Below are 12,836 nucleotides of genomic sequence, written 5' to 3' on the forward strand. Positions count from 1 at the left end.
TATATCTGGCAGATAATATGTGCCAGTATGGGAGAGAAAAAAATGCGAATACAATTCATTCTTTTTGTCTGTCTCATTGGACTAGCCGGTATCTGTGTGATGCCGGTCAGCGCATCGGTCGCTGATATTGCGCAGGGCTCGACCGTGTTTGTCGGCGAAGAGGGTCTGGTCCTGCAGCCCGGTGTTTTGGCACCCAATGATTCTCAGGTGGCATGGTATCCAAGTGGGACGACTGTTTCAGGTACGAGTGTGCCTGATATTACCCTGACGATTATCCCTTCATCATTTGATGTGACGCCAGTGCAGTTTGGAGGTCGAACCGGCGCCTGGTATTCCTATCCAAATGGGGTGGCGCAGGCAACACCCCATCTGGCATTTCTGGTGGACCAGCCCGAGGCGCGGGTGAAACTCTGGGTCTATCCCCCGGGGGGTGGCATCGGCGAGGATGGTACTGGCTATAAGACCATCCGTGGTGTGAAACTCGGGTTCCGGATGGAGACGAATCTGTACCCGATCTTCAACCGGCCGGGCGTTACCGCCGGAGAACCGGGTATTGATATCTATGTAGATGCTCCCGGCGGATTCACCTATTCATCCCTCTATGATGATGCTTCAACACCCCATTCTGTCCCGATAACCGGGCAGCACCCGCAGACTGCCTATGCCTATGTGCCGATAGAATCCGGAGCCACATGTGTCTGGGATACCGGTAATGCAGAGTATAATGCTGGTGACTATACCTTCTATGCCTATGCCGATGTGAACGGACTCAAAAATGTGGTGGGGAGGGTAGAGGGCGACACCTTCACCCTGCTTGCAACGGCAACGGAATCACCGGGAGTGACCCCCACACCGGAATCGCCTGACCTGATCACGGGTACGGGAACGGTCACGCTTGACACCACCTCCGGAGGCATCGTACAGACGGACACCCTTCTGAATGACCCCGAAGGCATGGCATATATCTCTATGGAGAAAGGAACGCGGGCTTTAGACGATAAGGCGCAGAGACTGGGGACTCTCTCCATGATCATGGTAGGCGACCCGCAGAATATCGGTCCGTCTCCGGAGGGGCAGAATCCGCTTTCCACATGGCATATCAGCCCGGAGGGGTCATCGTTCTTTCCGTCTGCTGAACTGGGTATCTTAATCAGCGACAACTCCCTCTCTCACAATCTCTACTGGTGGAGTGAGTCTGCAGGCAAATGGTACGTTGTTCACGCGGAGACGGACGATAACGATGGTTACCTGAAGGCGGAGATCACAAAAACCGGGTATTACATGATGACCTATCCGTCAGGCATGCCGACGGCTACTCCAACCGCAGAACCGACTATTCTGCCTGAGCCTACGGCAACCGCAGAGCCGACGGCATCGCCAACGTCAATACCCACCCAGACCCCTCTCGGGTTCCTGAGCGTTCTGGCAGGGTTTGGAGCATGCACTCTTCTGAAGAAGAGATAATTAATTTTCTTTTTTCCCCGAATTTTTAAAAAAGTGGCGAATGTCCACCGTGTGGTGGTTTATTCGTTCAGCTGTATGTCGATGCCGTATTTTACGGCGTTTGCATCGGCAATTGCCTGTATTTTTGCAATCTCTTCGGTGACAGGCTGTGGTTTGAAGAGGTGGCGGAACCGCTTCTGTGCCTTCAGGTACCCTTCAACAGGGACGCGGCGGACTTTCTTTGCCTTTGTCAGTTCACCGTTCTCCATCTCGTAATTGACCCAGAGACCGCATTCGATTGCCTGTTTGCCGATCTCAATAGTCTTTGAACCATCAAAGCCCCATCCGGTGCTGCACGGCGCGTGAACCTGGAGATAGCATGCGCCGGGGGTGTTGACCGCCTTTTCGACCTTTTTCATGACGTCCATCGGATATGCAACCGATGCCGTTGCGACATAGGATGCTCCGTGGGCGTTGAGGATCTGGGGGAGATCTTTTTTGGGCCGTGAGTTGCCCATTGACAACCTGCCTGCAGGCGATGTCGTCGTGCTTGCGTCATATGGGGTGGCACCGGATCGCTGAATACCGGTGTTCATGTAGGCCTCGTTGTCGTAGCATATGTAGGTGATATCGTGGCCACGTTCAAAGGCGCCGGAGATGCAGAGCATACCGATGTCAAAGGTAGCGCCGTCACCACAGATACAGATAACCTTCTCTGTTCGGTTGTTGTGCTTCAGAGAAGCCTCAACACCGGATGCGACGGCTGCTGCATTCTCGAAGAGTGAGTGGATCCAGGGAACCTTCCATGCGGTTTCGGGGTATGGTGTGGAGAATACCTCCATACATCCCGTGGATGCGACAATAATCGTGTCTTCACCGGCGCCTTTCAGGATGAGTCGTGCAAGCAATGCAGGACCGCATCCACCGCAGGCACGGTGGCCGCAGTCAAAGAGTTCGAGTGATTTATCGACCATTTAGAGCACCTCCGTCCTCAGGCCATAGAACATATTCCCTTTGCCCTTCTCTGCGAGTGCTGCAATGCCGCGGATATCTTTTTTGCGGATATCCCTGCCGCCGAGACCGACGATATAGCTGTATACGTCAATACCGGTGCCGGTGACTGCGTCTTTTACTTCAGGACCAACAGCACCTTTCATAGCAGAGCCGAGAGAGATGTTCTTTTCCAGTACTGCGACTGTTGGAACGCCGGCAAGTGCCTTTGCAATCTCTTCTGCCGGGAACGGTCTGAGGGTCCGTATTTTTACAAGCCCTGCTTTGATGCCGTCTGCACGCATTTCATCGATGGCATCTTTTACCGTGCCGCAGATTGAGCCGAGCGCAACGAATGCGACATCAGCGTCGTCCATGCGATAACTCTCGGTATGGGTTGAGTAGTCGCGGCCGAACATCTCGCCGAATTCTTTGCCTGCTGCACTAATGGCGTCACCGGCACGCTGCAAAGCTGCATCCGTCTCGTACCTGAACTCCATGTAGTAGTCAGGTGTTGCATACATGCCCATGGAAAGCGGTGCTTTTGCATCGAGTTTGTTATATGGGACATAGGGCGGGAGGAACGCGTCGATCTCTTCCTGTGTCGGGATGTCCACCGGTTCATAGGTGTGCGAGAGGATGAATCCGTCAAAGCAGACAAATCCCGGAAGCAGGACATCGTGCTGTTCTGCTGCCTTGTATGCAATGAAGTGCTGATCCGTCATCTCCTGAACATCTTCGCCGTAGAGGTGGAACCATCCGGCATCTCTGAGGGAAATAGAGTCCTGCTGGTCATTCCAGATTGAGAGCGGTGCACCGAGTGCACGGTTTGCAATCGACATCACGATTGGCTGGCGCATGCCTGCCACATTGAAGACCACTTCTGCCATCAGCATGAGACCCTGGGATGAGGTGGCCGAATAGACACGCGAGCCTGTGGCGGATGATCCGAGACAGACGGAGAGTGCGGAGAGTTCTGATTCCACACAGATATATTCCGCGTCCAGTTCGCCGTCTGCGACAAAATCTGCAAGACGTTCGACGATATGAGTCTGGGGGGTGATTGGGTATGCGGAGACGACCTCCGGGCGGCAGAGCTTTGCTGCCTCTGCAACGGCGTGAGAGCCTTCCATTATCTGCAACATCTATTTTTCCTCCTGAATCATGCTAATCGCTTCTGCAGGGCATTCTCTGGCGCATACGCCGCAGCCCTTGCAGAAGTCAAGGTCAAAGAGGATCTGGCCATCATTTTCACTGACTGCCGTTTCCGGGCAGAGCAATATACAGTTACCACAAAGAATACATTTCTCCAGATCTACAACCGGCATGAAGACCCGCCATGATCCGGTTTTATTGTCGCGTGCCCTGCCGGGTTCCGCAGCGCATCCGATACGAAGTGCCATATTACTGCCCCTCCTTTACGAGTTCATATGCGCGGCGTGCTGCTGCGATATTCTTTTCTGCAAGGGGGCCGGAGAAGCGCTCTGAGAGTGCTTCTTCCAGTGATTTCAGTTCGATTTCACCGGTTGCGGCGGCAAATGCACCCATGAGGGTGGTATTGGTAATCGGGAGTCCGAGGATCTCCAGTGCGAGGGATGTTGCGTCGATGGTGATGAGTTTCACACCGTCGGGCACACCCTCAACAGTACCGTTCTCGGTATTGACAAGTGCAATGCCACCTTCTTTGACTCCGCTAAACACATCGACATCGGCGATAAGCGAACTGTCCTGCACGATAATGTAGTCTGGTTCGTAGATCTGGCTGCGAAGGCGGACTTTCTCGTCACTGAAACGGACGAACGCCTGCACCGGTGCCCCTCGCCGTTCGACACCGAATGCGGGGAACGCCTGTGAATAGACGCCGCTTTTGAAGGCAGCGGTTGCAATGAGCTCTGCTGCGGTCACAGACCCCTGCCCTCCTCTTCCATGAATTCGTAGTTCTCTCAAAAAAATCCCCATATAATCTTACATGATTAATAGATATGAATTTTTGGCACGCTGTACACCTGATCTCTTTCTCCGTGCAAAATTGCCGGTCTGTTCTTCATTGGTTGTCGAAATTTGAAAAATGTGGGAAGGGGATGCGCGATGTATTTCCTGCCGTGAGGGTATCTGTCTTATCAAAGGACTCAGTATTTTTTCACCGGATCGGCTATCAATCCAGCCACTGTTTTGAGCACACATCAGGTGTCTGCCTGATTCATCTGATTGTCATTATTGGCATCGCAAAAGAGAATTGGAGTGATCCTGATGTATTTGGGTTTTGTACAGCAGTCCTCACACCCTTCTACTGAGAGGAAGACTGTGCAGGTTCCTGCTGATATGTACTGGTGAACCGGATTTTGATCAGATGATGTGGGCCTGTCGCCGAAGGTCTTGTTTCAGTCGGCAAGTGTGCCTGTGGAGAGATCTGTGGTTATAATCGCCTGGGATGCAGCACAGGATTTGATATTTTCCCGGAGATCCATCATCTTTTAACTTTTAATCCCAGTACTGACCTTGCCCCTCCTGCAAATACATCCCGTGCAATCCGTGCGCACCCGCGTGCCGCCGCCCACTCGTCGAAGACCGTGACCGGAATTGTAATCAGACGCGAGACTTCCGCAGCAATGGCGGGTGCCTGTGACCCGGCGATTGCGACAGGTGCCTCGGGGGCAAGCAGGCGCAGGGATGCAATCTCCATTGCCACCCAGAGGGCGAGGGTTGCCTCCTGCAGGTCTTCCGGGACAGTATGCCGGACACCGGCGTGGAGGAATGCCTCGTTTGCTGTCTCCTCTCCCCGGTCAATCCGTCGTATTGCATCCACATCGAGAGCGCCGTGGGTTGTGCCCGGTGCAAATACGCAGGCATCGAAGGCACCGGTGATAGCCCTGTCGGTGACAAGCAGGCTCACGGTGTTGGAACCCGCATCTGCAACAATGAAGGTTTCACCCAGCGCCTGCATGGCTTCATAGGCAATGCCCAGTTTTTCCGGGCTGGTCTGGTGTGAGTATGCCTTAAAACGGGGGTCGGTGGGTGAGTCGCGGTGGATTCCGGGCATGACCACGGCGGGGATGCCAGATGCTTTTATCTCATCATACACCCGTGTTCCTCCGCCGGTGTGTTTTCCTGCACCTTCCCGTGTGACAATTCCCCGGTTTTTTACCTTCCGGATATCGGTGATGTCGGTGATGGCATCTCCCATTGAGTAACAGACCGCAATGCCCTCTATCTCTTCTGTCGGGCAGATCCGTTCGAGGTCTGCAATCGTGAATCCGGTTGCCTTTTCGCGGGATATCCGGAATTCCTTTGTTTCTGATGCAAACCGCAGTGCCGTTGTGCCGTGGTCGATGCCAATAAACATGTAAAATCTGTATTAGTATCGGCAGGGGGTATTATACGGTTTATTACTTGGTGCGGCAATTGCATGGAATATGATAGGTGGACTCTTTCCCATTTATCTGGAAAAAGAAGATGGTAAGGGGATACAATCCTGATTTCTGAATGTTATTTCCCGTCTTCAACCACATCGTCAACAAAGCTCTGGAGCTGGGAGAGGACGGACGGTTCGATCCCTTTTTCTACAGCGAGAAATACGCCCGATATGTCAAGTATCTTTAGTTTACTGGCAATAAAATGGATGAATTTTGTAAGATTTGCAGATGAGATATGGATGAGCATGCTGTTGACCGAATTGATCAGAACCCATACTTTATTCCCCTCAATTGTTTTCAGCAGCTCTGTAACGGCGATTCCCATATCTGTCAGGTTTGAGGGATTGTTGATAAATGTACAGTTTATTGCGCCATCTGGCTCTCTGCCGATTGCATATTTTGTTATGGCGTCGATGAAATGGACTTTATTGAGGTTTATGCCACTCTTTTCGTAGTCTTTTCGAAGTACGTTATAGGGTTCGTTTGTTGTGATGACGATGGTTGTAAACCCTTTTTCGGAAATCTCCTTAATTATCTCAATATTCCGTTTCCTGAGATTCTGAGGTTCGGAGAGAACAAGATATATATATGCCTCGCCGGTATCACTAACGGATAACTGCATATTATTCTCCTACTCAGATAAAAATTTCTTTAGTTCAGACGGCATATCTTCAAATGCCATACCTATAGCCTTGTTCAGTTCAAAGAGATTTTCAATGATCTGTTCTGCATTTTTCGTCTGGATCCTTATTTGTAGAATTACATCCTCTGTCGAACACTCGCCGTTCTCCAGGCGGAGTATGAGATCATCCATATTGGATTTTATCACTTCAACCGGGTTTTTGAGCCTCATCGCAGATTCGCCGAGGTATTCAATGAAATCGGCCTGCAGTTTCCTCTCTCTGGTGATATCATTTCCAATCATAATGTAACCAAGAGTATTTCCTGTGCCGTTTTCAAGGGCGCGTGTGTTCCAGGTGATGATCTTTTCCGTTCCGTCCCTGGCAGAGATTTTACTCTCGAAATTCTTGATATCCCTTTTGTTGGATATGATGTCGAGTATCTTCTCTGTTACTTCTTTGCGATATGTCGGGTCTGGATAGAGTTTCTTCCATATTTCATTGCTGCCCCTGACTTCCTCTGCACGATATCCACTGATCACTTCAGCAGCCCGGTTCCATACCTCAATGCGCGTCTGCGAATCAAGAAATGCAACCCAGACATTTGCGTTCATCAGAAGAGTTCTGAATTTTTTCTCCAGTGATACTATCTTGGAGATGTCCCGTGCCAGGGCGATATAGCCAATAATTTCTCCGTTATTATCACGGATATCTCTGGTATTCCACGAAATCTGTTTCCTGTTCCCTCCCTTGGTAAGAATTACTGTCTCAAAGTTTTCAAGTTTATTTCTGTTTTTAATGGCATCATCGATTTTTTCCGTCACTATTTTACGGTATTCCGGTTCTGGATAGAGCTTTTTCCATATTTCATTGCTACCCCTGACCTCCTCTTCAGTGTATCCGGTGATCTCTTCTCCTGCTGTATTCCAGACCCCGATGCGCCCCTTTTTGTCAAGAAAAGTTATCCATACGTTGGCGTTCATCAACAGTGTTTCGAAAAATCCTGCGGTAACAGAAGTATCCTGAATTGAAAAATGTTCTGGATGTTGGTCTGAATAGCGATTGTTTTTATCCATCGTTCTCTCCTTATGGAAAAAATGCGGGGTCTCAATATATATTTATCCTGTCGCCGGAAAAACCGTTTTTAGGAACAGAAATTCCAATATATGGACTTAAGATGTGTTTCTGAATGCTGTGTGAAGGGTGTCGGGCAACGAATAGTCAGAATTGTGCCGGGTATACGTATTTAAGATAGCCAAAAAAAGTGGATTGTTACTATTTTGTACCAAAGAGACGGTCGCCTGCGTCACCGAGACCGGGAACGATATAACCCAGTTCGTTTAGGTGATTATCAATCACCGCAGGGATGATATCAACATCAGGGTGTTCCTCTGCTACCCTGCGGATACCCTCTGGGGTTGCGAGAATACAGAGCACTTTGATATCCTTTACTCCTGCTTCCTTAAGGAGAGTACAGACAGCAGATGTCGTACCTCCTGTCGCAAGCATCGGGTCAAGGATGTAATTGCGCCGCTCCTGCACGTCTTCTGCCAGTTTTGCATAATATTTCTTCGGCCGAAGAGTGGTTTCGTCCCGATAATATCCGATATAACTGATACGCGCCGTTGGTATTACTGTCAGGAAACCCTCCTGCATGCCGATTCCCGCACGGAAGACGGGGACGATGGAGGGGACTTTCTCTTCAACCATCTGGACCTCAATCGGAGTGCCCTGCCAGCCGGTTATAGTGGCGTTTGTCAGTGGCAGATCCTTTGTGGCCTAATATGCGAGAAATGTGGAGAGTTCTGTTACAATCTCCCGGAAATCCTTGGAGTTCGTTGTCGGGTTCCGGAGCATTGTCACCTTGTGACGGATGAGGGGATGAGTAACCGGATAGACTGCCATATCAGAAGTCCACCTCGACAACCGGTTCATCTCCCTTCTTTGGTTCAGGGATGATGAGGTTTAAGACTACACCGATGATTGCGGCAAGACCGATACCTGCAAGCTGGAAGTCGCCGATGGGAATGAAGAGTCCGCCGATTCCGGAGACCGGCACCACTGCAAGAATGGCGAGGTTCTTCGGGAGCATGAAGTCTACCTGGTTTTTCACCATCTGTTCAATTCCCAGGCGTACAATCAGGCCGAAGAGGAGAATCAGCACACCACCCATCACCGGGCCGGGTATGGTGCTGAGGAATGCGCCGATCTTGCCGATGAAGGCAAAGCATATTGCAAAGATTGCACCGAAGGTCATCAGGAGTGGGTTGAAGTGGCCGGTCAGTTTGACTGCTCCGGTGACTTCAGAATATGTCGTGTTGGGGGGGCCTCCTGCAAGTGCTGCTACAAAGGTTGCGACACCGTCTCCCAGAAGAGTGCGGTGAACACCTGGATCTTGGGGATGGGGGGGTATTTTAGGCGATACGCATCTCTATGAATTGACAGAAACGATCATCCGTCGTTTTGCATACTCCATGAGTCCGATAAGGACGATTCCTGCTATAGTGAAGAGGACGGCAGATATTCCGAATCCCCCTTCTTTTGTGATGATGCCTGCAAGCATGCGTGTGGATCCGAGCATGAGCCCGGTGAGAAATGCAAGCATCACCGCGTGATGGGTGCGGAGGAGATACTGCAGTGTCCGGGAGAAGGCTAAGAGCCCGATAACCCCGCCAGTCATATAGGTGATCAATTCGGGGAGCGCAAGGGTGTGGACCGCATTTAGGAGATACTCATACTGGTTAAAGAGAAGCGTGATATATGCCCCTGAAATGCCGGGGAGGATCATGGCGCAGAGGGCAATCGCACCGGTAAAAAAAAGCACTGGAAGGGAGTGGCCAAGAGATGCGGGGTTCAGTCCTGCAATGATATATCCGGTTACAAATCCGCCGATGAGAAATGCGATGATGTCTGCTCCCCGGTGGGTGATCTCTGCAAATATGAGCACAGAGGATGCGAGGATGATGCCAAAGAAGAGCGCATAGGTCTCAACGGCATATTCGTTCAGGAGAAAGAGGATGAGCTGGGACATGATGAGGGCTGCAACCCCGATTCCTGCGATGAGAGTGCCCATAAAAAGCGGGTCTACTGCACGCACGCCGTCCCAAAATGCCTTTTTATCTCCCCGGATGAGGTGCTGCAGGGTATGTATGTGGATGTTGCCAATGGCATTGATGAGCCGTTCGTAGATGCCGGTGATGAGCGCCATGGTTCCGCCGGAGACGCCGGGGATGATGTCTGAGGCACCCATGACCATTCCTTTGAGAAAGATGAGGATACATTCACGGCTGATTCGGTCAGGAGTCACACTATTCTATGTGAAAAGAGAGTTTTTAATGGTATAGCAGACGATATCTCGTCAGCTATGAAATCGATCATCACCGGCGGTGCCGGGTTTATTGGGTCCCATCTGGCAGATGCACTGGTCGCGCGCGGGGACGAGGTCATTGTCATCGACAACCTTTCAACCGGAACAGCTGACCACCTTGCTGCACATATCGAATCCGATTCTCTGCTGCTTTTGACGGACGACCTGCTGGAGGATGGCTGGCAGGATGCGTTTGCCGGTGCACAGCGGGTGTACCATGTCGCAGCAGACCCCGATGTGCGGGCAAGTGCGGGAGCGGCATATGAGGTATTCCGTCAGAACACCGATGCCACAATGCGGGTCCTCGAAGCGATGCGGGTGTATGAGGTGCCTGAACTCGTCTTTACCTCCACATCGACTGTCTATGGTGAAGCGGCAGTCATCCCAACCCCGGAGGATTACTCGCCAATGATTCCCATCTCCATCTACGCCGCTACTAAGCTGGCTGATGAGGCGATGATCTCTGCCTACGCTGCCACCTATGGAATGAAGGCCTGGGTCTTCCGGTTTGCAAACATCATCGGTGAACGGAGCAATCATGGGGTCATCTGGGATTTTATGCACAAACTGAAGGATAATCCCTGTGAGCTTGAGATCCTTGGGGACGGAAAACAGACCAAATCATACCTGGAGGTCACTGCCTGTGTTGAGGGTATCCTGTATGCCGTTGACCACTCGGATGAGACATTCAATTTTTATAATGTTGGTTCAGAGGACTGGATCAGCGTGACCGATATTGCAGATATCATCGTTGAAGAACTGGGCCTTGATGATGTCTCCTACCGGTTTACCGGCGGCGACCGTGGCTGGGTTGGCGATGTTCCGAAGATGCAGCTCGGGGTAGAGAAAGTAAAGGCGCTTGGCTGGGTACCTCCGGTGACGTCTGCGGAGTCGGTGCGCACCGCGGTACGTGCTCTCTTAAAGGAGATGTCATAATCCCCTTCTTCTTATCTCTGCAGTGAGAAAAATTCCGGAAAACAGACAAACCGATATCATTTGAATATCCGAAAAATACCCGTAAATACAGGAATACGAGAGGAATGATACAATGAAATATCTGATTATCCTTGGCGACGGAATGGCTGACTGGCCCAACGAAGCACTTGACAATAAGACACCGCTTGCATACGCCAACATTCCGAATATGGATAGGATTGCCCGCGTTGGACGCTCCGGAATGCTGAAGACAGTAAAAGACGGGTTTGAACCCGGCAGTGACATAGCAAATCTCTCTGTTCTGGGGTATGATCCGGCCCTCTACTATACCGGAAGGGGTGCCCTTGAGGCCGTCTCGATGGGTATTGATCTTGACGAAGACGATATTGCCTACCGTTGCAATCTGGTGACAGTGACAGACGGGGTGATGCGTGACTTCTCGGCAGGCCACATCACATCAGAGGAGGGAGCGGCCCTTCTCTCCGCCCTTGATGCCGCACTGCCGGATGTGTCGCTTTATCCCGGTGTCTCATATCGCAATCTCTTGGTTGTGCCCGCCGGGGCGGGTGCAGAAACAACCCCGCCGCATGACATAGTGGACGAGGAGATTGCAGAACATCTGCCGGAAGGCGGAGACGCATCTCTGCTTGCTGAGTGTGTTCGGGTAAGCAGGGAGGTCTTTGCAGATCACCCGGTAAACCAAAAGCGCATTGCAGAGGGCAAGGTGCCTGCGACCCAGATCTGGCCGTGGTCCGGAGGAAAAAAGCCACAACTGCCGTCCTTTGAAGAGCGGTATGGCGTCCGTGGCGCGATGATATCTGCCGTTGACCTGCTGAACGGTATCGCCCGGTGTGCAGGTATGGATGTTGTCACAGTCCCCGGTGCAACAGGCTACCTGGACACGGATTACATGGCAAAAGCACGGTATGCGGTTCGCGCACTGGAGACGGCTGACTTCGTGTACATGCATGTGGAAGCGCCTGATGAGGCGGGCCACCTCGGGAGCGCGGAAGAGAAGGTGCTGGCCATTGAACGGCTTGACGAGGCGGTCAGCTACATTCTGGACCATGTGGAAGGAGTAATTGCGCTTCTGCCCGATCATCCGACACCGCTTGCCCTGAAGACACACACGAGCGACCCGGTGCCGTTTGCCGTGATGGGGCTGGGGACAGACGACGTGGACTCGTATTCAGAAGATGCGGCGGAGAAGGGGTCATTCGGGCTGATGGATGCCCTGGACTTCATTCCGATGCTGACTGCAAAACGGGAATAATACGACGGAAACCTATCTGAAATTCACCAGGGTATTTCGAAAAAAACTGCTGTAGAATGCGGCGGGTGCCATTAGATTTGGGCATCAGACCCCAGCATCATCATCCGGTTGTCAGTGGGGGTAACTGTCATCATCTGCCCAGGTCAGGCACCGTATGCCGTTTGCATTACTACTTCTTTTCATCAGGCGATAAATATTCGCGCCCTCCGCGGGGAAGAGATAACTACCGAAGGCAGACATATCTTATATCTGACAGCAGTATGACACCGGGAAAACGACTGACAATTGGCGTGACTGTAAACCTTGAACGGTACGAAAATCTCCGTGTGGCAGTAGAAGGGGATGTCGAGACCATTGAGGACGCAGAGAATCTCGCCCGGTATCTTGACAATGTCCTCGCAGGGTTTGGGAAAAATGATCCGGAGACCGAGAAGCAGATTTCAAACTATCGGTTTCGTGTCCTGCCCGGAAGGGGAGATGCGGCGAATGCGACAGAGGCTGGGGTACTGCAGGAAGAGGTTCCGAGGTTTGATGCGGATCTCGTGTCAGATGCAGTGACTGCTGTGACGCCTGCCTCTGATATACAAAAGGCCGAAGAGGCCGATACTGGTGCTTGCACGCCTTCCGCGCTGGCAAAGGAGATGTCCGGGCCTGTTTGTGCGGACTGTGGTACTCCAATAACAAAACAGGAAGACAAGCTGGGCCGCCTCTTTGTGGACCGTCCGCTCTGCAAGTCCTGTCTGGAGGCTCTCCAGAAGGCGCAACAGCACTGAACATGTGCAGGGTGAAAGCAA

The 12,836-nt window shown here is 51.7% G+C and carries 16 protein-coding genes; 5 read left to right on the forward strand and 11 right to left on the reverse strand.

The window, feature by feature from the left end; translation table 11 throughout:
• The first annotated feature begins 42 nt into the window (after positions 1-42).
• Positions 43-1,464: a DUF3821 domain-containing protein gene (locus OU421_RS09180; RefSeq protein WP_268185802.1), complete on the forward strand. Its 1,422-nt coding sequence runs from the start codon at positions 43-45 to the stop codon at positions 1,462-1,464.
• 59 nt (positions 1,465-1,523) lie between these two features.
• Here OU421_RS09180 and OU421_RS09185 read toward each other — a convergent pair whose 3' ends face one another.
• From OU421_RS09185 to OU421_RS09200, 4 genes are read right to left on the reverse strand one after another with little or no spacing between them, the layout of a single operon-like run.
• Entirely contained in the window at positions 1,524-2,417 is an 894-nt protein-coding gene (locus OU421_RS09185) for a thiamine pyrophosphate-dependent enzyme (RefSeq protein ID WP_268185803.1), read from the reverse strand.
• Complete coding sequence (locus OU421_RS09190; protein WP_268185804.1) at positions 2,418-3,578, reverse strand: transketolase C-terminal domain-containing protein; 1,161 nt, start codon at positions 3,576-3,578, stop codon at positions 2,418-2,420.
• Positions 3,579-3,836: a 4Fe-4S dicluster domain-containing protein gene (locus OU421_RS09195; protein ID WP_268185805.1), complete on the reverse strand. Its 258-nt coding sequence runs from the start codon at positions 3,834-3,836 to the stop codon at positions 3,579-3,581.
• A gap of 1 nt (position 3,837) precedes the next feature.
• Entirely contained in the window at positions 3,838-4,380 is a 543-nt protein-coding gene (locus OU421_RS09200; RefSeq protein WP_268185806.1) for a pyruvate ferredoxin oxidoreductase subunit gamma, read from the reverse strand.
• Between the two features lie 134 nt (positions 4,381-4,514).
• Between OU421_RS09200 and OU421_RS09205 the strand changes: the two genes are divergently transcribed.
• Positions 4,515-4,727, forward strand: a complete 213-nt coding sequence (locus OU421_RS09205; protein WP_268185807.1) for a hypothetical protein — start codon at positions 4,515-4,517, stop codon at positions 4,725-4,727.
• Positions 4,728-4,900: 173 nt separating this feature from the next.
• Here the strand turns inward: OU421_RS09205 and OU421_RS09210 are convergent, their stop codons facing one another.
• From OU421_RS09210 to OU421_RS09240, 7 genes are all read right to left on the reverse strand, one after another.
• Positions 4,901-5,776: a methanogenesis marker 12 protein gene (locus OU421_RS09210; protein ID WP_268185808.1), complete on the reverse strand. Its 876-nt coding sequence runs from the start codon at positions 5,774-5,776 to the stop codon at positions 4,901-4,903.
• A gap of 143 nt (positions 5,777-5,919) precedes the next feature.
• On the reverse strand, positions 5,920-6,468 hold the full coding sequence (locus tag OU421_RS09215) for a DUF7504 family protein (RefSeq protein WP_268185809.1): 549 nt from the start codon (positions 6,466-6,468) through the stop codon (positions 5,920-5,922).
• Between the two features lie 9 nt (positions 6,469-6,477).
• A complete protein-coding gene (locus OU421_RS09220; protein ID WP_268185810.1) occupies positions 6,478-7,542 on the reverse strand; it encodes a PAS domain-containing protein in 1,065 nt (354 codons plus the stop codon).
• A 199-nt stretch (positions 7,543-7,741) separates the two neighbouring features.
• A complete protein-coding gene (gene upp, locus OU421_RS09225) occupies positions 7,742-8,233 on the reverse strand; it encodes a uracil phosphoribosyltransferase (protein WP_268187892.1) in 492 nt (163 codons plus the stop codon).
• Positions 8,234-8,245: 12 nt separating this feature from the next.
• Positions 8,246-8,371 (reverse strand): uracil phosphoribosyltransferase, encoded by a 126-nt coding sequence (locus OU421_RS13105; protein WP_268185811.1) that lies wholly within the window; start codon positions 8,369-8,371, stop codon positions 8,246-8,248.
• A gap of 1 nt (position 8,372) precedes the next feature.
• Positions 8,373-8,879 carry a solute carrier family 23 protein gene (locus OU421_RS09235; RefSeq protein ID WP_268187893.1) on the reverse strand — a complete coding sequence of 169 codons (507 nt, stop codon included), beginning with the start codon at positions 8,877-8,879 and terminating at the stop codon, positions 8,373-8,375.
• An 18-nt stretch (positions 8,880-8,897) separates the two neighbouring features.
• Positions 8,898-9,773, reverse strand: coding sequence for a DUF368 domain-containing protein (locus OU421_RS09240; protein WP_268185812.1), 876 nt, complete (start codon positions 9,771-9,773; stop codon positions 8,898-8,900).
• 57 nt (positions 9,774-9,830) lie between these two features.
• Between OU421_RS09240 and OU421_RS09245 the strand changes: the two genes are divergently transcribed.
• From OU421_RS09245 to OU421_RS09255, 3 genes are all read left to right on the forward strand, one after another.
• A complete protein-coding gene (locus tag OU421_RS09245) occupies positions 9,831-10,769 on the forward strand; it encodes an NAD-dependent epimerase/dehydratase family protein (protein ID WP_268185813.1) in 939 nt (312 codons plus the stop codon).
• A 112-nt stretch (positions 10,770-10,881) separates the two neighbouring features.
• Positions 10,882-12,042, forward strand: a complete 1,161-nt coding sequence (locus tag OU421_RS09250) for a cofactor-independent phosphoglycerate mutase (protein ID WP_268185814.1) — start codon at positions 10,882-10,884, stop codon at positions 12,040-12,042.
• Positions 12,043-12,302: 260 nt separating this feature from the next.
• A complete protein-coding gene (locus OU421_RS09255; RefSeq protein ID WP_268185815.1) occupies positions 12,303-12,815 on the forward strand; it encodes a hypothetical protein in 513 nt (170 codons plus the stop codon).
• Positions 12,816-12,836: the final 21 nt, after the last annotated feature.

It is taken from the genome of Methanogenium organophilum (assembly GCF_026684035.1).
Lineage (GTDB): Archaea > Halobacteriota > Methanomicrobia > Methanomicrobiales > Methanomicrobiaceae > Methanogenium > Methanogenium organophilum.

Bases quoted from the DNA above. Each gene is read 5' to 3' on its own strand.
- OU421_RS09180 (WP_268185802.1), top strand. From the start codon at position 43: ATGCGAATACAATTCATTCTTTTTGTCTGTCTCATTGGACTAGCCGGT.
- OU421_RS09185 (WP_268185803.1), bottom strand. From the start codon at position 2,417: ATGGTCGATAAATCACTCGAACTCTTTGACTGCGGCCACCGTGCCTGC.
- OU421_RS09190 (WP_268185804.1), bottom strand. From the start codon at position 3,578: ATGTTGCAGATAATGGAAGGCTCTCACGCCGTTGCAGAGGCAGCAAAG.
- OU421_RS09195 (WP_268185805.1), bottom strand. From the start codon at position 3,836: ATGGCACTTCGTATCGGATGCGCTGCGGAACCCGGCAGGGCACGCGAC.
- OU421_RS09205 (WP_268185807.1), top strand. From the start codon at position 4,515: ATGCGCGATGTATTTCCTGCCGTGAGGGTATCTGTCTTATCAAAGGAC.
- OU421_RS09210 (WP_268185808.1), bottom strand. From the start codon at position 5,776: ATGTTTATTGGCATCGACCACGGCACAACGGCACTGCGGTTTGCATCA.
- OU421_RS09215 (WP_268185809.1), bottom strand. From the start codon at position 6,468: ATGCAGTTATCCGTTAGTGATACCGGCGAGGCATATATATATCTTGTT.
- OU421_RS09220 (WP_268185810.1), bottom strand. From the start codon at position 7,542: ATGGATAAAAACAATCGCTATTCAGACCAACATCCAGAACATTTTTCA.
- OU421_RS13105 (WP_268185811.1), bottom strand. From the start codon at position 8,371: ATGGCAGTCTATCCGGTTACTCATCCCCTCATCCGTCACAAGGTGACA.
- OU421_RS09245 (WP_268185813.1), top strand. From the start codon at position 9,831: ATGAAATCGATCATCACCGGCGGTGCCGGGTTTATTGGGTCCCATCTG.
- OU421_RS09250 (WP_268185814.1), top strand. From the start codon at position 10,882: ATGAAATATCTGATTATCCTTGGCGACGGAATGGCTGACTGGCCCAAC.
- OU421_RS09255 (WP_268185815.1), top strand. From the start codon at position 12,303: ATGACACCGGGAAAACGACTGACAATTGGCGTGACTGTAAACCTTGAA.